This window comes from Microcoleus sp. LEGE 07076, from assembly GCF_015207455.1.
Taxonomy (GTDB): Bacteria; Cyanobacteriota; Cyanobacteriia; order Cyanobacteriales; family Microcoleaceae; genus Microcoleus.
Genome location: NZ_JADEWV010000044.1, coordinates 1 through 24,670, shown reverse-complemented (window position 1 = coordinate 24,670; position 24,670 = coordinate 1). Strand labels below are relative to the sequence as shown.

Annotated in this window: 22 protein-coding genes; 6 read left to right on the top strand and 16 right to left on the bottom strand. The window is 44.4% G+C overall.

The genetic code is table 11. From position 1 onward, the window contains the following. Positions 1–77: 77 nt before the first annotated feature. The 10 genes from IQ270_RS10150 to IQ270_RS10105 form a co-directional block, all read right to left on the bottom strand. Positions 78–1,403: a hypothetical protein gene (locus IQ270_RS10150; RefSeq protein ID WP_228056232.1), complete on the bottom strand. Its 1,326-nt coding sequence runs from the start codon at positions 1,401–1,403 to the stop codon at positions 78–80. A 614-nt stretch (positions 1,404–2,017) separates the two neighbouring features. Then, a complete protein-coding gene (locus IQ270_RS10145) occupies positions 2,018–2,539 on the bottom strand; it encodes a glycine zipper domain-containing protein (RefSeq protein WP_193973099.1) in 522 nt (173 codons plus the stop codon). Positions 2,540–2,960: 421 nt separating this feature from the next. After that, positions 2,961–3,317 (bottom strand): hypothetical protein, encoded by a 357-nt coding sequence (locus IQ270_RS10140; protein WP_193973098.1) that lies wholly within the window; start codon positions 3,315–3,317, stop codon positions 2,961–2,963. Positions 3,318–3,976: 659 nt separating this feature from the next. Next, on the bottom strand, positions 3,977–5,077 hold the full coding sequence (locus IQ270_RS10135; protein ID WP_193973097.1) for a saccharopine dehydrogenase family protein: 1,101 nt from the start codon (positions 5,075–5,077) through the stop codon (positions 3,977–3,979). 310 nt (positions 5,078–5,387) lie between these two features. Continuing rightward, positions 5,388–6,833 carry a lipopolysaccharide assembly protein LapB gene (locus IQ270_RS10130; protein WP_193973096.1) on the bottom strand — a complete coding sequence of 482 codons (1,446 nt, stop codon included), beginning with the start codon at positions 6,831–6,833 and terminating at the stop codon, positions 5,388–5,390. Between the two features lie 27 nt (positions 6,834–6,860). After that, the gene (locus IQ270_RS10125) at positions 6,861–7,085 is read right to left on the bottom strand and encodes a YgiT-type zinc finger protein (protein WP_193973095.1); all 225 of its coding nucleotides are present in this window, start codon (positions 7,083–7,085) and stop codon (positions 6,861–6,863) included. Between the two features lies 1 nt (position 7,086). Continuing rightward, positions 7,087–7,392, bottom strand: a complete 306-nt coding sequence (locus IQ270_RS10120; protein ID WP_193973094.1) for a DUF4258 domain-containing protein — start codon at positions 7,390–7,392, stop codon at positions 7,087–7,089. Between the two features lie 142 nt (positions 7,393–7,534). After that, on the bottom strand, positions 7,535–9,226 hold the full coding sequence (gene crtO, locus IQ270_RS10115) for a beta-carotene ketolase CrtO (RefSeq protein ID WP_193973093.1): 1,692 nt from the start codon (positions 9,224–9,226) through the stop codon (positions 7,535–7,537). A gap of 243 nt (positions 9,227–9,469) precedes the next feature. After that, on the bottom strand, positions 9,470–10,252 hold the full coding sequence (locus IQ270_RS10110) for a class I SAM-dependent methyltransferase (RefSeq protein WP_193973092.1): 783 nt from the start codon (positions 10,250–10,252) through the stop codon (positions 9,470–9,472). Positions 10,253–10,367: 115 nt separating this feature from the next. Then, positions 10,368–11,468 (bottom strand): tetratricopeptide repeat protein, encoded by a 1,101-nt coding sequence (locus tag IQ270_RS10105; RefSeq protein WP_193973091.1) that lies wholly within the window; start codon positions 11,466–11,468, stop codon positions 10,368–10,370. Positions 11,469–11,757: 289 nt separating this feature from the next. Here IQ270_RS10105 and IQ270_RS10100 point away from each other — a divergent pair, with 289 nt between their 5' ends. After that, complete coding sequence (locus IQ270_RS10100; protein ID WP_193973090.1) at positions 11,758–12,084, top strand: YbjQ family protein; 327 nt, start codon at positions 11,758–11,760, stop codon at positions 12,082–12,084. Positions 12,085–12,340: 256 nt separating this feature from the next. Next, positions 12,341–12,964, top strand: coding sequence for a hypothetical protein (locus tag IQ270_RS10095; RefSeq protein ID WP_193973089.1), 624 nt, complete (start codon positions 12,341–12,343; stop codon positions 12,962–12,964). A gap of 251 nt (positions 12,965–13,215) precedes the next feature. Here IQ270_RS10095 and metH read toward each other — a convergent pair whose 3' ends face one another. Further along, positions 13,216–16,767, bottom strand: coding sequence for a methionine synthase (gene metH, locus IQ270_RS10090; RefSeq protein WP_193973088.1), 3,552 nt, complete (start codon positions 16,765–16,767; stop codon positions 13,216–13,218). Between the two features lie 632 nt (positions 16,768–17,399). Beyond that, positions 17,400–18,449 (bottom strand): ParA family protein, encoded by a 1,050-nt coding sequence (locus tag IQ270_RS10085; protein WP_193973087.1) that lies wholly within the window; start codon positions 18,447–18,449, stop codon positions 17,400–17,402. A gap of 144 nt (positions 18,450–18,593) precedes the next feature. Here IQ270_RS10085 and IQ270_RS10080 point away from each other — a divergent pair, with 144 nt between their 5' ends. Beyond that, positions 18,594–18,749: a hypothetical protein gene (locus IQ270_RS10080; RefSeq protein ID WP_228056231.1), complete on the top strand. Its 156-nt coding sequence runs from the start codon at positions 18,594–18,596 to the stop codon at positions 18,747–18,749. A 253-nt stretch (positions 18,750–19,002) separates the two neighbouring features. On the opposite strand, the gene IQ270_RS10075 is transcribed toward IQ270_RS10080, so the two are convergent. Both IQ270_RS10075 and IQ270_RS31870 read right to left on the bottom strand, forming a co-directional pair. Further along, positions 19,003–19,731 (bottom strand): hypothetical protein, encoded by a 729-nt coding sequence (locus tag IQ270_RS10075; RefSeq protein ID WP_193973086.1) that lies wholly within the window; start codon positions 19,729–19,731, stop codon positions 19,003–19,005. A 99-nt stretch (positions 19,732–19,830) separates the two neighbouring features. Continuing rightward, positions 19,831–19,959: a hypothetical protein gene (locus IQ270_RS31870; RefSeq protein WP_255532405.1), complete on the bottom strand. Its 129-nt coding sequence runs from the start codon at positions 19,957–19,959 to the stop codon at positions 19,831–19,833. Between the two features lie 425 nt (positions 19,960–20,384). Here IQ270_RS31870 and IQ270_RS10070 point away from each other — a divergent pair, with 425 nt between their 5' ends. Next, positions 20,385–20,912, top strand: a complete 528-nt coding sequence (locus IQ270_RS10070) for a hypothetical protein (RefSeq protein WP_228056230.1) — start codon at positions 20,385–20,387, stop codon at positions 20,910–20,912. Positions 20,913–20,921: 9 nt separating this feature from the next. Next, positions 20,922–21,446 (top strand): DUF488 domain-containing protein, encoded by a 525-nt coding sequence (locus tag IQ270_RS10065; RefSeq protein WP_228056229.1) that lies wholly within the window; start codon positions 20,922–20,924, stop codon positions 21,444–21,446. Between the two features lie 45 nt (positions 21,447–21,491). Here the strand turns inward: IQ270_RS10065 and IQ270_RS10060 are convergent, their stop codons facing one another. Beyond that, the gene (locus tag IQ270_RS10060) at positions 21,492–21,857 is read right to left on the bottom strand and encodes a DUF3082 domain-containing protein (protein ID WP_193973085.1); all 366 of its coding nucleotides are present in this window, start codon (positions 21,855–21,857) and stop codon (positions 21,492–21,494) included. 183 nt (positions 21,858–22,040) lie between these two features. Further along, complete coding sequence (gene ispE / locus IQ270_RS10055; RefSeq protein WP_193973084.1) at positions 22,041–23,018, bottom strand: 4-(cytidine 5'-diphospho)-2-C-methyl-D-erythritol kinase; 978 nt, start codon at positions 23,016–23,018, stop codon at positions 22,041–22,043. 90 nt (positions 23,019–23,108) lie between these two features. Between ispE and IQ270_RS10050 the strand changes: the two genes are divergently transcribed. Next, the gene (locus IQ270_RS10050; protein WP_193973083.1) at positions 23,109–24,509 is read left to right on the top strand and encodes a sensor histidine kinase; all 1,401 of its coding nucleotides are present in this window, start codon (positions 23,109–23,111) and stop codon (positions 24,507–24,509) included. The last annotated feature ends 161 nt before the right edge of the window (positions 24,510–24,670 follow it).

Genomic DNA, 24,670 nt, shown 5'->3' with positions numbered 1-24,670 from the left:
CTGGAATAATGGTCGATCGAACAAAGATAATCTCAAATCAAATCCCGCGAGTTCGGGACGATCTCGCGGGTAAACAATCAAGATTTAAAGCCTTTAGAAGTTTTCTTTTTGTCCTGCGGTTTGGGCTTTGACTTTTGAACTTCGCCTAAAGCTTCTTGAAATAAGTTGTGCAGGTGCAGGGGAACGCTGGCGATTTCCGGGAGTTCGGGTTCTAAGGGTTTTTTAAACTCTTGCAGCAAAGAATCTAAATCGCGATCGCTGTGAAAATCTGTCCGCTGCAATACAGTTTGCAGAATTTGTGCTAATTTGGCTGGATTAAGTTGAGCTAACCGCCGCCAAATCCCGGCATTAATTGCCGGATCTTCTAGATAGCTACGAACCAGCTTTTCGTAACCGGGAATGGTTAAAAAGTCTTCTGCAGCCAGCATTTCGGTGAACTGACTGTAGGTAGACAAAAAGGTTTGTCCCCAGCGGGGATGAGAAAGTGCTGTCACCTGTTCGGCTTTTTTGAAGCGATCGGGCAATTCGACTTTCGGCGCTACCATTTTTGAACTAGCATTGCTGTAGATCGCCACCTCAACGGCTTTAACATCGGCGCCTGCTGCTGCGATTGCGGCTGCTTTGATTTCTTCTCGATCGACTCCGGCATCTTCCACAATATCCGCCAGAGATTTAGTTTGATCGATGCCGATGTCAGCTAGGCGTTTTTTAGTGATTGCTTCCTGAAATTGGGCCAACTGTTTGTTGAGGTGATATCCCGATAGCGTCACTTCGTCGCTGCCAAAAAATTCGGTAAAATCCTTGTGGTACTCTTCTACAGACTGCCAAGCTTGCTCTAACAATTCTGGCGCATCGCTGTAGAGGTTATTTTTGTGATTTTGCTTGAAATTGCCGATCGCCACTGCCAACTTCGGCTTGCCCAATTTCCCCATCGGGATGGGAGGGCTCGACAGTATCCACCAGTCATCGGTGAGGGGAGCAATCCGAGCCCCCAAAATTTCTCCTAACTTCAAGCGAGACATTTGTGCCAGCAAATTAGCGCTGTTGGGCTTGACAGCGTAGTGCTTTGCCGTCAGCCAGTTCATCAGTTCAAAGCTGTCGGGCGAAATTTTAGTAATTTCAAATAAGCCTGTGAAACTTCTGTGCCGCCAACTTTCTAGCAAACAGATATCGATCTCGGTTAAATCCGGCTGACTTTCGACAAAAAGGTCGATCGGGGTTGTGTCTCCGACTTTACCTTCAACCGTAAAACTGTCAATCACCTGATTTTGCTGAGCAATATCATAGCGCTCGCCCGTCGATCGAGCTGCTGCAAAAGCTTCCAAAGCTACCGCCAAATCTCCCTCAGCATCCATCACAAAGTCAATTAAATTTTGCTTGAGCGTCCAAGCTATTTCCAACATTTCGTCCACAAGTAATACCGATTTTGAATCAGAGGATTTAGATTTTTAACAATACTAAGACTTGATGCAACCGACTATTTTTTTCACTGCTGGGATTGCTTATCGCCTCGCGAACAAGCACAGAAATATGCGATTAATGCAATCAGTCCTGAATTAGTTTAATTGTAAAGCTTGCACTCAAAAAAAAGTATCAAGATCAAATTCCCTTGTTAGTTTTTTGCGCTCCCAGCCAGAAAACCAGCCGTGGAAAAATCTTGCTTCCTAAAAAAAGCGATTTTGCCATAGCATAAAAATACCCCTCCCGATGTAAAGAGGGGTACAAAATTCCCAATAACTTCGCTAAACTCGCGTTGAAAATAGTCCTAGATATCCACAACAGTCCCAGATGCAGAAACCTGTTCTTTTACCTTAAACACTTGGCTGGATTCAGCAGCGCGGGTAAAAAATCCAGAACGATCGAGTTTGCGTGCATCCAATAGCCAAAAATACTTGCTCGCCCGCAAAAAAACGGATACCGTACCCCGACGCTCGCGAGGTGATATCCCAAAATTTGAGACTAAGAGTTAAACTCCCAGATTCATCTGTGGAGTCAGTTTTTCAATCGACTGGCGGTGTTAGCGGCCGTCTTTGTCAATGTCGCCAGGAACAGCGCGTTCCACCCGGTCCCAAGCGTCGCGCGTGGCGTGCTTGGCTTTTTCCCAACTTATATTCGACTTACCGCGATTTGTTTCGTAGTCGCGCTGCAAATCGTTTTCGATGTCGCTGTAGCTTTTACCAGTACCGCCGTAACGGCTGTAACCTTCATAGCCGGTGCGGTATGCAGGTTGATAGTCGTCGTAAGTCGCGCTCGTGTCTGCGTAAGGACGGGAGCTGTAGTTGTTTTGCCAGTAAGCATCTTCTACTGTAGGGTCGATCGACTCTGCGACACCTTTACCCGCCAAACCGCCGCTAAACGCGCCCACAACAGCGCCCACAACAGCTCCTACAGGCCCGCCGACAGCACCGCCAATCGCAGCACCCGCAGCACCCGCACTCGCGGCACCGATACCGGTTCCGACTGGATGAGCTCCGGTTTCCCCAGAAATCGGATCTAGGTTAGCATCAGGTTCCTTTATCGTTTTTTTGTCATCGCTCATGATATTTTTTCCCTTTTATCTGACTGAAACTCTGATTAAATTTAGCTTTTAAATGCCTATTTATCCCTCTTCCTTAAGGATGAATATGTTAGTTTAAAAATATCGAGAAGGGCAAGTGGAAAAATCTCTTGGACGGAACGAATCATATCGTTTCCAATTGTATCGGAATTATATATTTGAATCATTGAGCGTGCGACAGTCTCGAAAAGCGGTCTGAATCGATCGCGATTAGCATCGCAAGTTCATGCTTCCAATGCTAATCGCGATCGATTCAAGTGGTTGAACACGCTACTACAAAAAAATAAGGTGCGCTGCTGCACACCTTACATAATTAGGTTCAAGCGAGTTTTGAGCGATCCTCTATTGTGTCCTCACCGAAGCTCCGTATTTAGCAACTTGAGTTAGATAGAAAATTGTTAATTTATTCTTGACCCGTGACTTTTTCGATCAGCTCTTCAGCTTTTTGAACAATGTTTTCTTGCGGGTGTTCTTCGTTGTATTCCTTTAAACTTTCGTCGTAAACCTTCTCGACCTTGGCAGGATTTTGAGCTGTTTTGACTATATCTTCGTAAGCTGCTTGGGGATTGAGATCCTCGAAACTTTCTGCGGGGTCAGTGATTTTAGCTGACTGTTGCGCCTGACTGCTGTATTGACCTGCTGCGTAAGCAGCCTGATTGGGTGCTACCGCTATACCTACTAAACCAATGAAAGCCAGCGTACAGATCAGCAAAATGCTTTGACTCAATGTTTGCCCTAGAGCTTTTAAAACCCGCTTCATATCAACGTCTCCTCGTATTGTTTCGCAAAAACTATGGTGGTTGTCGCCCCTTCAGTGCGATCGCGCATCAAGAACTTTGGTTAAGGCGCAATCTTGGTTGCAGCTACCCTATGTCGATCGAGCCAAAAGGGATGTTTCTAGTGATGTCGAATATATTAGGCCCCTGCTCGTTAAGATTACTTCTACCAAAAGATAGATTAGATAAGAGTCAGCGGTTGGAACCGCGTCTGCCGTCAAACTTTCGTCCGCCTGTGCCGACTGAGGATATTAAAGCCATAATTGGTATCAAGGGCGATCGCAATTCCTGCAAAAAACCTCATCTAGCGGTTTTCCCATCAATTGCCAACCCTTACTCTTTTTTTCTCTTCTGTTAATAGCGGTTCTCAGTTAGGTGTGAGGTATGCCCAGTTTTGCCAGTTTTGCCAGTTTTGCCTGCTTGGCACCTCATGTTACGCTCGAAATGCTATAGCGGTTCTCAGTTAGGTGTGAGGTATGCCCACGGAGAACAGTTTTGCCAACGGTACCTCATCTTTCTGAGAAATTATATATTTTCTCTTCATTTATGAAACAGCCGTCCTGCCTATTCTTCGCGCCGAAAACAGTTCGTATAGAAAGCTTGTTTACCAAACATCTAAACTAGCTGTAAAAACCCGTTATAACTACAAAACAACCTGCTCTATGTTCAGATTTCGGCTTTCTATAGCTTCTTCAAATAGTTCGGTAGAAAGAGCTTGCTCTACCGACCAAACGCCTGGTTTTGCCAGTTTGCCTTCCAACATCAATTGAGCGATGCTGCCAGTACCGATGCCCGTAGCTGTAGCAGCATTTGGGTGTACCGCTGTCGATCGAACTTTGGCTGGTTTACCGTTTTTGATGCCGGTCACTTGCGATCGCACTGCCACGCCAACACCGCTAAAATTATTGCTAACAGCAGTCATCCCGTAGCTGACATAAGACAAAAACTCAATCACCGAAGGATTTTTCAGCCAGCTATCGGGCCAGTATTTGGCAACAAACCAAGTCAGGTGATTGTAAAGGTCTGGAGAAGTACCGAATTTAGTAATAACTGTTTTCACGGGGAAAGTTTCGGGCAAAGTAATTGCTTCCGGCATATCGAACCAGTAAACGCCTGTTTTGCCGTAGGGTTCGGGAAATTCTATCGTTTCGCGATCGGTATAAGGTTTTATCTGCTGTAGTTTGCCATCCATCCAAACCTCAAAAGGAGTTTGCAAACCTAAGAAAGTAGTCCGCATCACCGTGACACCAGCACCGCCAGAACCGCCGACAACGTAACTCAAATGGATCTGTTCTGCTGTATCTAACTGCTCGACATCTCGGCGCACCATGCTATTAGAAACTCCCGGAAAAATGCCCGTGTTAATAATCGCTGTTACCCCAGAATTGTTGGCTTTTTCCCGATATTCTAAGGCTCTGCGAGTAAAACTGCGGCTGTCGCTGACATCGGTATAATTAACACCTGCTTCTATGCAAGTTTTCAATACGCCAGCGTCTCGGTAGTGAAAAGGCCCGGCACTGTGAACTACCAGGTTAGAGGATGAAACAGCTTGGTGCAGGGCTGCACTGTCTGCTAAATCTAAAGCTAAATAGCGCGATCGCTCCGGCGGCAACTCTGGTGGAAGAGAGCCATTAGGGTCGCGTCCGGTAATAGTAATTTCTGCGTCGGTGTGGGTAACAAGGTCTTGAGCAACGCTGTTGCCAATTCGTCCCCGCCCGCCGACAATCAAAACTCGGTTTGTCATCGCTAAAAATAGGGTAACGCTAATATTATTTTCTCATTGTTGGAGTCATAATTTCCATCTGCACAAAGGATGAATTTTTGATAAACAGTCGATCGTTGATAGTTGACAGTCACAGTTGGTAGGGGCCGGGACCTGTGAGTGTCAGCCCGTTTTGAAAGAGCGCGAACCAGCTCCAAGTTTGGCAAAAAATGCTCCCCATTTAGAAAAGGTGTTAAGTTCGATCGTTCGATCGCCCTTCGTTTTCCCTTGATGCGTCATCATGCTGAAAAAATTATCTCGCAAAAATTATTCTGGAAAATCACTAACTTTATCAGCTCGGAGGAATAATATATTTCCAAGAGGTAACTCTCACTTTTTCTAGCCCTATGCTTTTAGCAATTTCCAAAACTCGATCGTAATCTTTTGCTTCCACGTAGCTTTTAGCCAGATGCTCCAATGCTACATATTTGATTGATTCATCAGTTGCAGAGCGAGCAAATTTGATAATTTTATCTGAATTATTTTCGGTATTTGCATATTGATAAATAATCGACCTTAACAACGCTCTTTGATCAAATTCGTTCTCTAAGGTTTTAGTAATTGCTATAATTCGATCGCATTCTAATTCTTGGGAGACCATCAATTCCGCGATTACCGCTAATGGATCGTCACCGGCAGAAATAGAAGCTGGAGCCATTTTAATAATCGACTCAAATTGTCCTAGTTCAGCATAGCGGTAAGCAATTGCCCATAACGCTTCGTCTTTGTGATATTCGTTCTCTAAATTTTCTGCAAATTCAAGTGCTTTGTCAAATTGCCCCGCTTTAGCATAACCGCCAGCTATATCCCTCATTGCCTCCCATTTCCAATCATTCTCATCCTCATCATCTGGATCTTTTATCATTTCTGCAATTTCCTTTGCCTGTTCAAATTGTCCGGCGGCGACATAATTTTTGACAATTTGAATTAAGGGTGAGTTTTTCCAGTCATTATCTATGGTTGCAACAATTTTCAAGGCTGCATCCGATTGTCCGGCTTTTGCATATTCATCAGCGATCCAAGCTAGAGCTAATTCTTTTTCCTCATTGTCTATTATTATTTCAGCAATCTGGATGGCTCGATCGAATTGCCCTATTTTAGCATATTTTCTGGCGACCCGATTTAAAATCCAGGCTTTGTCACTGTCATTTTCTACCAGTTGGGCCATCTCAAAAGCTGTATCTAACTGTCCTAATTTTTCCTGGACATAGTAGGAGAGATGAGTTAACATCCAAGCTGGATATGGATCGTTTTTGATGACCCAAGCAATTCTGATGATTTGAGTCAATACCTCAGCAGCTTTGCTCGTTTGTTCTGTGTTACCGTAGCTGCGAGAAATAGAAATCAAAGCCATAGCTTTATAATAGTTACTTTCTATTGTTTGGGCAATACTCAGAGCCGAGTCAGGTTGTCCCGATGCTGCAACTTGAGACGCGATCGCACTTAACGCGCAAGCTTGAAAATCCTCATCTTCTATGCCTCGTGCCACCCGAACAGCAGAGCCGTAGTTTTCTACTTTAGCATAACTGCGGAGGAACAAATCTAACACTTGCTCTCTTACAGAAAATGAGGTTTTAGGCAAAGCTTTAGGAATGTTATTTGGGAATGCTTGGGCTATCTGAAAAGCTCTCGCAAAAAATTCTTGAGCTTGCTCGATTTGTTCCAACTTTAGATGACTGTCGGCGATTTCAAGCAACTCCAGAGCCTGAGAACGATCTTTTAAAAGTTGCGATGACATTACCTACACTGACTCTCGATCCGCTAATTACACAAACTCATAAACAGGAACTTCCAGCGTGCGACTTGGCTGTTTTCCTTTCCCGATAATTTGTTGTAGTCGCTCTACTGTTTCTGGTGAGAAAAAACGCTCTCCTGTTTCTACACACAATCGGGCTGGCACATTTTCAATAATGATAAAATTTCCATCTAATTCCAGAGTATAATTAACTCTTTGTTCGATTAGGGTTTCGTTCCAGACTTCATTGCTCATTTTAAGTTCTCCTAACTTTGAAATTCATCCACAGTTCGGGGTTCGGTTCGTATAGGGTAATAATTTTTATCAAAGGGCGGGATGGATAACTACACTGGATGTGCAAAGGTCGAGCTGCTAGGGTAAAACCCAGTATCAGGCAGCTTGGGCCATATTTGTCGTCTGGATAATCTTCGATAACTTCACCGCTTGAAATAGCGTCGCGCAGTTCTTGCACCCCGATCTGGCGGACGATGCTTTGATTCAGAGCGTGCTGTGAGAACTCAAACTGGCTTTGAACAATTTTATTGCGGATTTCTTCAATCATTACCAGGGTGCATAACAGCTTACGGATTTCCTTTTTATCTAAAACTTAACTTTTAATTATACATAAAATCACCCTATTTTTCAACTAAGCTTACCAAAAGCAGTCAATCAATAAGGGCGGGGAATGCCCGCCCTCTTAGCTTCTAATTGCTCCGAAATACCGACTTAGCCGTCGATTTCAAAGAATTAGCCGCATCCGCCAAAGTCTGCGCTAAGGGCTGCTGCGAGTGCATGAAAACCCGAGCAGTATTACGTCCGGGCATCCCCGAAATCGAGCCGCCTGGGTGCGTCCCAGCCCCGGTGAGATACAAACCGTCGATCGGCGTTTTGTAATTCGCCAACTCGGGTAACGGACGGAAAAATATCATCTGATCCAGCGTCATGTCAACGTGGTAATAATTCCCCTTCAGCGCTCCCAAACGCTCTCCCAATTCTGCCGGACTTTCAACGCGGCGGCCGATAATAGACCTCTTAATGTTCGGCGCGTATTCTGCTAATTTGTCAATGCAGCGATCGGCAACTTTGTTCTTGAGCTCGTCCGTCCAACCCGTACCGTGCTGGCCGGTTCCTTCAGCATTTTCGATCTGGTAAGGAGCAAAAAATTCAATCCAAGCCGTATGATGTCCCGGGGGAGCCATCGACGGGTCTCGTACCGTCGGAAACACGACATACATCGACGGATCGGAATCGGGGATTTTGCCGATAGAAGGCTCGCTGTGGGCAATTTCAACATGTTTCACCGAGTCCGCAATTAACACTGAACCCATTAAATATTCATCCCGATGGTTCCAGCGATCGAACTTAGGCATTTCGTTGAGAGCTAAGTCTATTTTCAGAATAGTCTCGTTGTTGTTAACAATTTTGCGCTCCAATCTTTCCCGCAAATTCGGGTCAGCAGCATCGACATCTCTGTCATCCATTAAGTGCAGAAACAACCGCTTGGCATCAATATTAGAAATGACACCTTTGGTAGCTCGATATTCTGTGCCGCCTGCAACTCGAACACCGACAGCGCGGCCGTTATCAACTAATATTTTCTCGACGTGCTGGTCGGTAAGTATAACACCCGCATAGCTTTTCACTAAATTGACCAGCGCTTGCACTAATGCACCCGTTCCTCCGCGCGGCCTCGCCATCCCGGGATTGTGTCGCATAGCCAGCATTATTGCGCCTACAGCAAGGGTTTTTTGTGAAGGAGGCGCGCCCAATTCTGAGGCGAGTCTCGCTAAAGGTGCTTTCAGAAATTCCTCATCAAACCACTCGTTGAGAATGTCCTCAGCGCTGGTAATCATCGTGCGAATAAAGTCCAGTGTTTTGTCTGGGGAACCTATCACCGAAAATAAGTCTTTGAGTTTAGCAATATCGTAGTTGCCGGCAATATCTATGATGGATTTTGGTGGCGCGTTGAACATCGGAATCATTGCACCTAAAGCGCGCTGCCAAAAATCTGTATATTCGGCATATTTTTTAGCGTCGCGCTCGTTGTAGCGGGCAATTTCCGCACAAGTTTTTTCTACGGAACCGTGCGCCAAGAAATATTTGCCGTCTGGATGCGGACAAAAGGCAACTGGATCGCAGTAAAGATATTCTAATCCGTATTTCTCCAGTTCTAATTCTTCTACAACCGGCCCTAAATGGATAAATTCGTGGTCGATCGCGCACAAGTTGAATTTAAAATCTGGTAATTCGGGAATCGCAGCTTCGGTAGTCGCGGCACCACCGGGAACTGAACGTTTTTCTAACAAAAGAACGGTATATCCGGCTTTGAGGAGATAAGACGCACAGACAAGCCCGTTGTGACCTGCTCCTATGATAATCACGTCATACGTTTGCATAGATGAAGCTCTGGGATAGGATGTTTTGCTCATTTTACAAATGTTAACATCTTTGCGGGCTCTATCAATAGAAATAGATTCATCTTAAGAGATTAGTTTGAGCATCTTACAAAAGATGGAGTTATTACCAAGTGCTGCTGTGCGATCGCCTTTATTTTTTCCTGAATTTGCCGAGCGATTGCCACGTCAATTTGCCCAGCATTATATCACAAAAATTTTAATTTATAGCTATTGCACAAAAACTTAACAATCCGTAGGATTTCCCAGATAAACTATTGTTTTGTAAACCAATGAAACAAAGCCGCGATCGTTACAGTGAGCTTGATAAAGATCGGTTAAATCCGAGACGATTTTCTGCAAATGAGGCCCGGATTTGGGGATGTACGACGCGCTTTTTGCCCGCCCGATCAAACCTGCTAAATCTACATCTTGTTTGTGAGCAAATTCGCTCGATCGCACATTAGTAAAGTCTGCACTCGCAAGCAAAGGTTCGCTCGAGCTATCTCGCTTTTCGGCAGGATGGTTGTGGGAAGCGCTTTTAACAATTTGAGTGTAACCTAGTGTCAGCGCATCCGCGCAGTCCCGCAGGTTCCAAACTACAGCCAACCTTCCCGACGGCTTGAGAATTCGCCGAAATTCTGGTAAAGTTAAGACAGGATTAAACCAGTGAAAAGACTGGAAACAAGTTACTAAATTAACTGATGATTCCGGCAAATTAGTAGTTTCTGAAGTTCCTTCTCTGAACTCTACGAAAGCGTGAGGTGCGGCGGCTTGTCTCATCTCGGCATTGGGTTCGATCGCTAATACTCGAACCTCTCTTTCTGCTAACAAACGGGAAGAAATGCCCGTCCCTGCACCGATATCGGCTACTGTTAACTGTGAAGGTGGCCCGAATCCATCTAAAATCGCCTCGATCGCAGCGGCTGGATAACTCGGGCGGTATTTGACATAATCGGCGGCGCGATCGCAAAATCGACCGACTGGATTCATCTGGTATAACGGCGCTTTAGAATCATTTGAATTCATATTAATCAGTTGACAGTTTGCAGTTGACAGTTTGCAGCTAACAGTTAACAGTTAACAGCTAACAGTCAACAGCTAACAATTCCCCAATGACTACTGCCAACTGACTACTGACTAATTACTTCAGTTCATTAAGCGCCGCCTCGGCTTTTTGTGCGCCATCATTGTTGCCTTGCTGGCGGTAAGTGTCTAGGGCTTGTTGAAAGGCTTGAATTGCTTCGGATTTGCGATCGCGCGCTTTGAATGCTTTACCCATATTGTAATAAGCTTCTGCCCGGTCTGGATCGAGCTGAATCACTCGCCGAAAACTGGTAATCGCTCCTAAAAAATCTTTTTTTTCTAGTTGAATTTCTCCGATCGCATTGTGTGCTTCCACTGAATTAGGTCGCACCGCAATCGCCCGCCCATAAGCTAAAAGCGCTCCTTCTAAGTCGTTTTGAGATTGGAGAAGTTCGCCAATTTCTACTTGGACTTCAGGATTCCGAGGCTCTAGTTTGGCAGCTTCTTCAAAAGCTGCTAGCCCTTCGGAAGTGTTGCCACCCCGCAGGAAAGCAGTACCTAATTTTAACTGGACGCTGGCTTGTTTGGGAGCGAGTTTGGCTGCTTGTTCGAGCACAGTAACTGCACTGGCAAAATTTCCCTGCTGGATCAATACTAAACCCATTGAAGAATAAGCTTGCCAACTTTTCGGATCGAGGGCGATCGCCTCTTGGTATGCTTTAAATGCACCGCTGTAATCTTTTTGCTGAAAGAGTACCACTCCAAGACCGATGCGGGCGTTAACATTTTTTCGGTCGAGCACGGTGGCGCGACGGTAAGCTGCTGCTGCTGCTGGATAGTTTTGCAAATTCGCCATAGCGTATCCCAATGCGTATTGAAAGTCAGCATTGTTCGGTTCCATACCGATCGCCTGTTGGTAAAATTCTACTGAGGCTCGATAGTTGCCTTGACGCGCTTGTAGATAGGCAATACCGGAAAAAATGCGCGGGTTTTCGGCATCTAAACGGGCTGCTTGTTGATAAATGGCGATCGCCTTACTGTAGTCTCCTAAATCTACAAACTCGCGTCCTTGTCGCAGCAGAGCATCTAAATTTGGATCGTTTTTAGGTTGAACTTGAACAGATGTTTCTGCTGAGAGTGCTATCTGCGGCACTGCGACAGCGAATCCTGCTACTAAGAGCGTACTGAATACCAAAAGACTTTGTTTGTGAAGGGCCATTTGTTTCAAAAAGTGTGTGAATTGAAAAAGCTACTTGCTGTCAGCTTGCCATCGCCGACTTAACAGAAACCGACACCAGTGCCCGACGCTTGCGTCAGGGTAGATCCCAAAATTTTAGAGCCGAGTTCAACCTCCCAAATTGAATGCTGCAAGTCAATTCTCAAATCTTCAAGGCCCCAATCTCAAATAGACGCTCCAGCTTAGAATTTGGCTGGAATCTTTGAACGGCGAGATGTAGTACATATACAGAACAAGACCAACTCAAAATTTTCGCCATTGAGGCCAACTGATGATTGTAACAACAACTGATATCATCCAAGGAGCAGAAATTCAGTCTTACTTGGGAATTGTAACTGCTGAGGTGGTCTACGGCACCAACGCCCTGCGAGATTTCTTCGCCGGGATTCGCGACATCATTGGTGGGCGCACCAGCAGTTACGAGGAAGTGTTTCTCAAAGGACAGCGAGATGCCCTCGCCGAACTAGAAAAACGAGCGGCACGCCTCGGTGCCAATGCCGTAATCGGGGTGGAAGTTGATACCGGCACGATTAATGTAGACTCTTCTGGAGCTTTGCTGCTGATTACTGCCGTCGGAACGGCTGTAAAATTGCGTTAAGCTGTCTTATCTCTATACGTCCGCGAAACTTTTTTAACTGGATAAAATACTTATTGCCCGATCGGCCATTAGCAATCAGTCCTTAGCTAATAGCTTCTGGCTGACGGGTGATAACTTTGTTATTTCTTTCTTCAGACATAGATGCTAGTTATTTCCCCAGGCCGATATATTTTATATCAAACTCAGTGACAATCAGTGCTTAAGGGCAAACAAGATTCTTAAAAACTAAATCATCAAATCTCAGAGGAAAAAAAATATGTCATACGTAAATAGACCTGCCGATAATGTTGTTACCGAACCCGTAGTGGTGAATTCAGTGATGGAATACCACGATCGAGTGCGGTGGGGCCCGATCTTTTCAGGTTTGGTAATTGCGATCGGCACACAACTTGTGTTGAGTGCATTGGGCGCTGCGATCGGCTTGAGCAACATTGCTAACTCAGGAGCACCGCGCACTATTGCCGGCGGCGTAGGTACCGGAGTCGGAATTTGGTCAATCATCAGTTTGCTAATTAGCTTGGGCGTTGGCGGCTGGGTAACAGCTCGCGCTTGCGGCCCGATGAACCGGAGCACCGCGCTTTTGAACGGAGCAATTTTGTGGGCAACTACCTTAACAATTGGCTCTTGGCTGTTAGCAAACGGCGTAGCCGGTACTTTTGGTGTAGTAGCTGCGAATGCCGGAGAAGCACTTAATCAAGCGCAGCAAAGCGGGGTAAATCTGCCGAACCAAGCGCCTAACGTATCTGCTCAGGATACTCGCAATATTGCAGAAAATGCCGCGAAAGCAGGTTGGTCATTTTTGTTCGGCTCGCTATTGGGTTTGGTTGCTTCAATGGCCGGAGCATCTGCAGGCGCCCGCACTCCCCGGAATCACTCGTAAAAGTTTGGTAGGAAAATCAAACTTCATGTTGATAAAAACACTTTTTTAAAGTGCTTTTTTGTCTTTCCAGCCAGGTTCGTAGTGAGGACTTTAGTCCTTCTTAAATGCGGACTAAAGTCCGCACTACAAACCAATTATCAAACAGGTTCGATCGTTCGGACTTTAGTTTTTATTAAATGCGGACTAAAGTCCGCACTACGAACCCGCTCAATTGAAATGGGCGATAGTTTAATCCGCACCCACCCTACAAATTAAGCGGTAAAGTATTTAGCCGCTGGGTGATAGGTGATAATTGCGGTAGTTGATTGTTCGGGATAAAGCTGCTCGCTTTCATCCATATACAAGTTGATCCGATCGCACTTCAACAACTCCAATTGCTTGTACTGATCCGCCATATTCGGACAAGCAGGATAGCCAAAACTGTACCGCGAACCCCGATATCTCTGCGCTAGCATATCCCGAATATTGTCCGGTTCTTCGCTACCAAAACCCAATTCTCGGCGAATCCGCGCGTGAGTCCATTCTGCTACCGCTTCCGCCGTCTGTACCGCCAACCCGTGGAAGTAGAGATAATCGGTATATTGATTGTTAGCAAACAGCTTTTGCGCGTACTCCGTAGCAACTTCTCCCACCGTCGCTACTTGCATCGGAAATACATCGATTTTACCCGATTCTTTGGGCGCGAAGAAGTCGGCAATGCACAGCCTGCGCGCCGATTTTTGCCGGGGAAAGGTGAATGTTGCTGCGGGTGTCGATACATCTTGCCCGTTATTCATAATTTCTGGGTCATATAAATGCAAAGAATTGCCTTCAGACTGACAAGGAAAATACCCGTAAATTGCTTGGGGATGCAACAGCTTCTCATTGATGATTTTGTGTTTCCACTCCTCCAAGATTGGATAGACTTTCTCAGCTAAGAAAGCATCGTATTCTTCCCGCGATTGGTCTTTTGGCTTGCGGAATTGCCACTGTCCCGCAACTAAGGCTTGCAAATCCAAGTGCCATAAAAGTTCTTCAAAGGGGATATCTTCGGACGATAACAGTTTTGTTCCCCAGAAAGGAGGATTTGGGCGATCGATATTTGCATCAACTGCTTCGGAACGCTTGGTATCAACAATCACCGGAGTGTCTGCTGTTTCGGCATCTCCTACGGCGGTTTCTGCCGAACTTTTAGCTGCTTTGACAGCCCCGTTGCCATTTTCAGCTTCATCTAAAAATCCAGCCAAATCTTCCCAGTTACCAGCAGATTTGGCTGGCATCAGTTTGTCCATAAAATGCAAGTCAGAAAACGCATCTTTGCCGTAAACAACTTTACCTTTATACGTATTTTGGCAGTCTTCATGCACAAACTTGGGAGTCAAAGCCGCACCGCCCAAAATCACGGGAACAGTAATTCCTTTTTGGTTGAATACCTCCAGATTTTCCTTCATAAAAGCAGTGGATTTCACCAACAAGCCGCTCATCGCAATACAATCGGCTTTGTGCTTTTCGTAAGCTTCGATGATATTGTCAACTGGCTGTTTAATTCCCAAATTAATCACTCGGTAGCCGTTGTTTGATAAGATAATATCAACCAAGTTTTTGCCGATGTCGTGAACATCGCCTTTGACAGTCGCAATGATAAATGTGCCTTTAGCATTGTCCCCAGATTCGGACTTTTCCATGTACGGTTCTAAATAAGCAACTGCGGCTTTCATGGTTTCTGCTGACTGCAATACAAATGGTAGCTGCATTTGTCCCGAACCGAACAATTCTCCGACTACTTTCATGCCGTCTAACAAGAAGGTATTGATAATTTGCAGCGGCGGATAGGTTTCTAATGCTTTGGCGAGTTGGATGTCGAGCCCGATGCGTTCGCCGTCGATGATGTGCTGCTTCAGGCGTTGTTCTACGGGCAGGTTTGCGTCTTCGGTGCGATCGCGCTTGGTAGTTTTGCCCGCAAACACCGTTGTCAGGTCGCCCAAGGGGTCATAAACACAAATTTCGCCGTCGAACTCCCGTTCGTCGTAAATCAGTTTACGGCAGATTTCTTGGTGTTTGGGGTCGATTTTGGCGATCGGCAAAATCTTATTAGCGCTGATAATTGCCGAATCCATCCCCGCCTGCATCGCTTCGTGCAAAAACATAGAATTCAAAACTTGCCGCGCCGCCGGATTCAAGCCAAAAGAAATATTAGAAACTCCTAAAATCACATGACAACCTGGCAATTCTTGGCGGATGCGGCGGATCGATTCGATGGTAGCTTTGCCGTTTTTTCGGTCTTCTTCAATCCCGGTAGAAATTGGCAAAGCCAGGGTGTCAAAAAAGAGTTCTGAGGCTGGAATTCCGTAGGCGACAGCGGCGTTGTAGGCGCGGTGGGCGATCGCAAATTTTTGGTCAGCAGTTCTGGCCATCCCATCTTCATCAATCGTCCCGATTACTATCCCCGCGCCGTATTTTTTAGCCAACTCCAAAACTTGATAAAAACGCGGTTCTCCGTCTTCGTAGTTAGTAGAATTTAGCAAACATTTGCCGCCCGCCACTTTCAAGCCAGCTTCCATCTTTTCCCACTCGGTGGAATCCAACATTAAAGGGAGAGTTGCATTAGTCACAACGCGAGAAACTAATTCTTTCATATCGCGCACGCCGTCGCGGCCGACATAATCGACGTTGACATCGAGAACGTGCGCGCCTTCTCGCACTTGTTCCCTAGCCATTGCGACTAAACCGTCCCAGTCTTCGGCATTTAGCAAATCGCGGCATTTTTTGGAACCGCTGGCGTTGAGTTTTTCGCCGACAATTAAGAAAGAATTTTCTTGTTCGTAGGGTTGGGCGCTATAAATTGAAGCAGCGGCTGGTTCCCAGCTAATTTCGCGAATCTTGGGTTTAAGAGTTGTGCCAATTTCTGACAGTTCGCGGATGTGATCGTAGCGGGTGCCGCAGCAGCCACCGATGACTTGCACGCCTAAGTCTTCGACGAAGCGCATCAAGGCCATTTTTAATTCTATGGGCGTGAGTTTGTAGTGCGCGTGGCCGCCAATGTTTTCGGGTAAACCGGCGTTGGGAACGCAGGAAACGACAAAGGGCGAATGTTCGGAAAGGTATTTGACGTGTTCCGCCATGCGATCGGGCCCGGTGGCGCAGTTTAATCCTAAAATATCTATGGGATAGGGCTGCAAAATAGCTAAAGCGGCGCTGATGTCGGAACCGACTAGCATTGTGCCGGTGGCTTCCATTGTGACTGATACCATTAATGGAATCCGCGCGCCTTTTTTCTTAAATACTTCTTCGATGGCATTTAATGCTGATTTAATTTGCAGCACATCTTGACAAGTTTCGACAATAAATAAGTCAACGCCGCCGTCATAAAGTCCTTCTGCTTGTTCGGTAAAAGCGGCGGTTAGCGTGTCGAAATCGATGTGTCCTAATGTTGGCAATTTGGTGCCAGGGCCGATCGATCCTGCAACAAATCTCGGTTTTTCTGGCGTGTCAAATTCGGCTGCGATAGCTTTGGCGAGTTCGGCGGCAGTTTTGTTGAGATAATAGGCTTTGTCGGCTAAATCGTACTCGGCGAGCACGATGGAAGCAGCGCCAAAGGTGTCTGTTTCGATGACATCGGCCCCTGCTTCTAGGAATCCCCGGTGCACCTTGGCGACGGCTTCCGGCTTGGTGTGCACGAGATATTCGTTGCAGCCTTCGTATTCTTTGCCGCCGAAGTCTTCTGCGGTGAGGTTTTGGACTTGCAGGTTGGTTCCCATTGCGCCGTCGAAGACGATGACGGGGCGCGAGGGGTGGTGGAGTCGATCGAGGAATCTGCTATTCATCAGCGGTAAAAAGACGTAGGTGCTATATATTTACAATTTTATCTATTGTGCAATACTGTCAACAATTATGCATATCTTGGGGAACTGCTGATGACTGAAGGATTTAATGTTGGTGACAATAGTTCGTAGGCGCAAGCCGGGGCGTAGCCATCGCACCTGTAATTTTACCGATCGCCCTAGATAATTGTCAAAATTTGGCTGCGGGCGATGCTGCGGGGGAAAAATTGGCCAGTTGCGAGGGTTTTTTTCGCTTAACTGTTGAGAATTTTTGCAAAAATGCGATCGATTATGGTACCGGAATACTTACTGGCTTAAAAAAATTAATCCAAAAATTATCGGATAGAGGAATCTCAAGATGAAAGGGCAAATAGTAACTTCTTCTAATCCTAAATAAGAGCCAATTATCCGGGAGTCAAAGGTTGTTTGAAACATTGCATAACGATTCGACACGCTCTCATAGCTTATCTCATTGTTACCCCACTTTCATAAGTATGATATCTGCTTAATCTGGCGTGGTATAGGTCAATAACGACCGCCATCAATCAGGTGATCGCACGCTGCAACAGTCCTTAATTTGACACCAATGATATGCAGCCATACAAATCCGTAACCTCAAAGAGTTAACGATAGTTTCATAGTCTTGCAACAAGTGCTTCAATCACCTCGTGACATAAATCTCGTTGTATTTTAGAAACTTGGATTTCTTGTTCATAAACTGTGTAACGACCTTGATCTAGCATTTTACTTAATGGTAGCCCTTGATTAGCTGCTACTACGCCAGCACTATTAAAATCTCTCAATTCGCAACTATAAGCTCTTTCAAATTCCTGTTGAGTCTCAATATTTAGTGGATTCTCAACAAAACGACTTTTATTTTGCTTATACTCCAAAAACATTTTCTTGACGGCTTCTTGTGACAGTGCTTTGAATGCGTGTGCTGCACCCATTTTCTGAGTAAATCTATTTCCTAGTAGAAGTGCGATTTTGGGTCTCTCCATCTTAAAAGTATCAACTTTACCTGCAAAAGTGTAGTTTCCATACACTGGATGGGTCCTCTCACTACCCCATATTAAGTTAAACAATCCCGATATGGCATAAATCGATGAGTCGTCAGCATTGATAGGCACCAACAACTTTTGACCTGAGAGGATTGCAATCTGTGTATAAATTGAAAAGCTGGGATTGGTGTCGATAAAAAATGTTGTTGGTTTGTCAAACAGAGGGCGCTGTGTAAACTTTTTAATGATTGAATGTATTTCTACCCACGGAGAATCCGTACTTGACAATGGTGCTGCATTAGCTCTTTCTGCCAACAAGGGTGCAATTAACTCAAGGTTTCCATCGCCAGACATCAGAAAAAGGTTTGACGGTAACTTTGGATTAGTTTCTTGTAATTTAAGCAAATACTTATCTACATCACGGGTGTCATTTTTTAACACACTATCCGTCAAATACCCCACAACAGTTTTAGGTACATCTCCAATAATTAGTTCCTGGAGACGAGATTCTGCCTCAGTACCACCTCCCATCAACATCATTGACGAATTTGCTTGTGGACACATATCTATGACCACCACATTTCGATCTTGATTCTTCTCGGCATACATAGATGCAATGTGGAAGGTAATGGTGCTCTTACCAACACCACCCTTGTTGTTCCATATAACATAACTCTTATTCATCAATAGCCTCCTAATACGACTGAGCTTAATATTTAACTATTTTCCAAGCATAGACTACTCAGATATTTTTTTAGGTCTAACTTAGAATCATATCGCAGTTGCGGTAAAATACTAAATATAACATAAATATATCGTAGATAGCGGATGTATGTCAAGCTCTTCTTACTTTTAGCTTTTCCCTTTTTTCCGATCGCAGAAATACCCGAATTTATCCAACAAAGCAGGGCGATCGGACAAAGATCCGCCGTGCGTCTATTTCGGACAAAAATTAGAGAAATTTTGCAAAATCCCAACCCATAATAAAGTATCAAAGGTTCGATCGTTCGGAATTCAGTTTTTCTTGAAGGCGGACTAAGGATCGAAAACTTAATAACTTAAACACCTCCTACAGTCTTCTCTCCTGTAAGTTGCCAGATCAAACGGAGGCAGAGCCTCGCCTATCTGCATTACCAGGCAGAGCCTGGTAACGAGCAATCGCTTAAGTTATTAAATTTTCATTCCTAAAGTCCTAACTGCGAACCTTTGAGCCTTAAAAAAAAATTAAAATCTTTGATTATTTCTTTCTCGCCTTTCTCTGTGAACCCCTTTTCGGTAGGTGCTTAATTTCGGTTTCACCTCCTGCAACTTCTAATACAGCGTCTACTTCTTCTATGATTTCTAAATCAACAACTTCAACACCGCCCTCGCTGATTGTTTCCGCTATCTCAACCTCCTCCAAATCCTGCTGATTTTCGATTAAATGCACCTCTAACCCAGAATCTATAATCGGCAAATCATCAATTTTTTGACTAATTTCAGCTTCTCCACTTCCCTCCTCAATTCCCACCGCAGCTAAATTTTCCTGGGTGGCTAAATTAATTGGAGTTTCTCTAATTTCCTTCTCTACAAACTGCACCGATAACTGCTGGTTTTCCCTTGACAATTGCTCAATCTGAGTCGCTTGAATTCTAAGCTGTTCATTCAAAAGACGAATTTCTCGGTTTTGCTGCTGAATCGTATCTTCACCATCAGCAATCGTGCGATTCCTCTCTAATATCACCTCATTTCTAGTTTCTAATTCCAAAGCGCTCATAGCTGCTTTAATCACATTATAAAAATGAGGCTTAGAAACATCAATTTGTTTAGCATTATGCCGACTTTTCCCCAAAAGCCCAATCTTTTCACCTTGCTTAACAGCCAACACAAAACCTTGATGATTTTTAACTTTTAATTCTTTAACAAAATCAACTTGAACTAAACTGCAAATATATTTGTGACAATCATAATAAAATTCTGCTTTCATGCAAAAGCACCCCTTTTTGCTAAAGTCCCGCAGAATTATAGCACGAACGGAGTTTTTGTGGGAAATAAAAAGAAAAAAATAATCGATAGCCCCTTTTGGTCAAAACAAAACTTCATCATGAACCAGAGCTTCCGGCAACTCTATCACGCCCGCAATCAACTTCCAACAAGGGTCATCTCCCTCCCAATCATCCGGCAGCCAAGGCATACTCAAACTCACTGTTACCAAACAAGGTTTTTGCGGTGAAGCGCCCAACTCTAACCATTTGGGATATACTACTACTCATTCTGGAAAATGTCTTCGCTATTGCCATAAATTATATTTTATGGTATCTATAAACATATCACTAGCGATTGCATATAAAAATGCAATTATCAAGAATAAAAATTATGGAAAGGGAAAAAATATTAATTGCAACCAAAACATATCCATCAATTAGTACAAAGTACCGAGAAACGGTATGCACAGCGGGAGTTATCTTGGATGATGAAGAAAAACCACTTAAGTGAGTTCGCATTTATCCTATTCGCTTCCGACAATTAGATTTCGATCGGCGTTATCCAAGATGGTCTATTATAAGTGCTAAAATCGAAAGAGATAATAAAGATTATAGATTGGAGAGTTTTAAGATAGATGATGAATCAATAGAAGTTGTGAAAAAAATTGACACGAGTAATAACTGGAGTGAACGAAAAAAACTTGTTTTACCACTAAAGTTCAGATCGATTCGGGATATAGAAAATCAAGATAAGTCTCTAGGGATTATTAAACCACGAACGATTAAAAAGTATTTCTGTAAAGAAACCACACGTGAGTGGAATCCAAAGCAGCAAGGAGTTATCGATCAGTTAGATTTGTTTGAGCCAACAATAGAACTTGAAAAAATCCCCTATAAGTTTGGGTATAATTTTATTGATGAAGACGGCGACGAACATCGGTATAGTATTAGTGATTGGGAAATTAAAGAACTTTATAGGAAATGTAGAGATAAATCTCAGAGTTTAACCCCACTAGCCAAGGAAAAGGACGCCCTCGAAAAAGTAAGGCAAAAACTAGAGGTGGAATTTTTAGGTGATAAGGATTTATACTTTATAGTAGGCAACTTAAAAAACCATAAAAAAAGTTTCATGATAATTGGCTTGTTTTATCCACCAATAGTTTCTCAGCTTTCCTTGTTCTAATTATTAATTATGATGAACAAACTTCTTTGCCAAAATAATGAATCTTCTCTATCAGCTCAGATTTCTCTTAGTACGACTAATAAAGAGGAAGTTGAAGATTTTTGCGAAAAATGTAATGAATCCGAACAACTTGAGAATGAATACATCTTTACCTTTGGCTATGGAAATCGCCAAAACTACGATTTATTTTTAGCATATATACAAAATAATAATATTAAATATGTAATAGATGTTAGGAAAAATCCTCGCGCTTGGACTCGAAGATGGTATGGGGATAAAATTCAAGAATTTTGCTTGTCAAAAAATATTCAATACATTTCTAAAATCGATTTAGGAAATACATCGGGTACCCAAAAGTGGATACCGCCCAATCAAAAAAAAGCCAAAGCTGCTTTGCGTGAAGTTGCAGAAATCACTCAGCAAGGCACAGTTCTATTGTTATGTGCTGAAATGAATCCCGAGAAATGTCACCGGGTAGATGTTGCTGAGAAATTAGCCAAATTAGTTTCACTACCAGTTAGGCACTTGCTGTGACAATAAATAATTGCACTGATATTTACTTGGTAAGAGACATAACGCTTAAACACCAGAAGACGTATCGGGTTTCTTCACCAGCTTTTGAATCAAAATTTGCAAACCCAGCAGCATCAAACCGACAGCCGCGAGTCCAAACACGCCCGTACCCAAAGCCACCATTCCGACTACCAAAGTTCGCACGGCGACACTAATTTTAAGCACAGTAATATTGGTGGAATGCAGCGGCTTGCTAGCAAAACTTAGAGCGATCGACATAGTTAGCGAATACAAACCATAAGCGAACACACTCGCGATCAGCGAACCAGTCACGCACCGCAAAATAGTCGGCTGCTTAGAAGATGCAGGCGTTGCATCCCCCGCCGAACTTAGAGGTTGAGATGTAGAATTTGGATTAGTTAAATCAGCCATGACGATTTTAGATTTTAGATTTTAGATTTTAGATTTCTGGTTAATTTACCAAAAGAAAAATCTGTGTTTGCTGTCATTTTATCAGTTCTGCGATCTCAATAGACTCTGTGCAAAGTTAGATTCATTTTTGTCGATCGCCCCCATTGACGTTTAACCGACGATCGCGATCGCACCATCTGCGAGTTACACCCTCACAATCGGCGGTTTCGTATCATTTCCTTCCGAAAAAATCCGAATCCCAGTATTGCTAAACTTGGCTACCCAAAAATCCAAATCCGGAGAAGCGATCGCACTTTTCACCCGTTCCGCAATTTGCTGAGCCTGCTCTTGAGACTCCGCCAGCGCAAACACCGTCGGCCCGGAACCCGACATCATCGTTCCCAAAACCCCCGCCGACTCAAAAGCCTCCCGCAATTGCAACACCTGCGGGTACACGGGTAAAGCCACTTTTTCTAAATCGTTGTGCAGCAACTGACCAATTTTCGATCGATCTTTTTGGGCGATCGCCCCCACCATCGGCCCCGAATGCAGCCGTTCCCGGCGACAGTCCAAATCCTCTGCAGCACAATAGGAACTACTGAACTGCTTACGATAAGTTTGATACGCCCATGCCGTAGAAATACTGAGATTGCGAAACTTAGCAAGCACCGCATACAACCCGCCGTAATCCGGCAGCGGAGACAATTGATCCCCGCGGCCCGTTGCCAAAGCCGTACCTCCAGCAATACAAAAAGGCACATCAGAACCCAAAGTTCCCCCCAACTCTTGCAACTCCGAGTGAGTCAGCCCCAACTGCCACAGCAAATTCATCCCGACTAAAACCGCAGCCGCATTTGCCGAACCGCCAGCGAGCCCCGCCGCCACCGGAATCTGTTTGTGAATGGCAATCTCGACTCCGCCGTATTTCGCCAAAGCATCGGGGAATTGCTGCGCCAACAAATCCGCCGCCCGGTAAGCCAAATTATTTTTATCAGGAGGAACTTGCGGGTGATCGCAGCGCACGCGAATCGTGTCCGTACCGATCGCGCGCAAGTCAATTCGATCGGCCAAATCTATGCTTTGAAGTACCATCGCCAGTTCGTGATATCCGTCGGGGCGATCGCCTATTATTTCCAAATACAGATTGATTTTTGCTGAAGCTAGGAGAGAATATGAACGCATAAGTGATTTAGCCGCAGGTGAAAGAAACACCTGGTTGAAATTAATTCATACCAGTCAGAGTCCATTTTCTCACAACTCAAAGGAAATATTATGCAAGAAATGTGGAAAACTTTTTTTAGTTCCGGGTCATTTATTCCTCACGGACACTGCTATCTGTGGCAGACCGAGTTAGTCTGGCTTCACGTAGCCTCAGATTCGATCATTGCACTGGCGTATTTTTCCATCCCGATTACACTAATTTATTTTATTTCCCAACGCAAAGATTTGCCCTTTGACTGGATTTTTGCCATGTTTGGAGCCTTTATCGTCGCCTGCGGGATCACTCACATATTTGAAGTCTGGACGCTGTGGCATCCTACCTATTGGCTTTCAGGAACCCTCAAAGCAATTACCGCCACTATCTCCTTCGCTACAGCCATACTTTTAGTAGACTTAATCCCTCAAGCCCTAGCCCTTCCCAGTCCCGCCCAATTAGAACTAGCAAACAGCCTCCTAGAAGCAGAAATAGTCGAGCGCCAATCAGCAGAAACAGCACTCAAACAAGCTAAAGACGAGCTAGAAATTAGAGTTGAGGAACGCACCGGACAACTAAAACAACAAACTCTACACCTAGAACAAACTTTGTTGCAATTGCAGCAGACTCAAGCCAAGCTAATTCAAAGCGAAAAAATGTCATCTCTGGGACAAGTAGTAGCTGGTGTCGCCCACGAAATCAACAATCCAGTCAACTTCATTTACGCCAATCTAGCTCCCGCTGACGAGTATGCAAATAATCTGCTGGAACTGGCCGATATCTACAAACACCACTATCCCAAGCCCCTACCGATAGTTCAAGAAAAACTGCAATCTCTTGATTTGGATTTTATCAGAGAAGACTTGCCAAAAATCTTATCTTCCATGAAAACAGGGGCGGACAGAATCCGCGATATTGTCAAGTCGCTGCGGACTTTTTCGAGGCTTGACGAAGCAGAAATGAAATTAGCTGACATTCACGAATGTATTGACAGCACCCTGGTGATGCTGCAAAACCGCCTGAATCCTAAACCCGATTATCCCGGCATTGAAATTATCAAAAACTACGGCAATTTACTGAAAGTCGAGTGCTATCCCGGACAGCTAAATCAGGTATTTATAAATATATTCAATAACGCTATTGATGCTTTTGAGGAAGATAACCAAAAGCCACAACCAACCAGCGAAACTCATCTCAAGATTATCAAAATTTCTACCAAAGTTGTAGAGAAAAAATGGGTAGAGATCCGGATCTTTGACAACGGATCTGGAATCAGCGAGGAGGTAGTCGAGCAGATATTTAATCCTTTTTTTACAACCAAACCTGTAGGTAAAGGTACGGGACTGGGTTTGTCGATATGCTATCAAATTATCACCGAAAGACACAAAGGAGAATTGCAGTGTATTTCAGCACCGGGAAAGGGTACGGAATTTATTATTAAAATTCCGATTAGCGTTCCAGAATTATTGAACAATTAAAAGTCAGTAGTCATTGGTCATTAGTCATTAGTCATATCATGTCCGGTCGATTGACCGATATAAAATTAGTTCGAGCGTGCGGAATGCGAGTCCGCTTTCATGGAGCGGACTCGCATTCCGCACGCTCGATCCGTTATTGTTATTAATCTACCGGATATGAT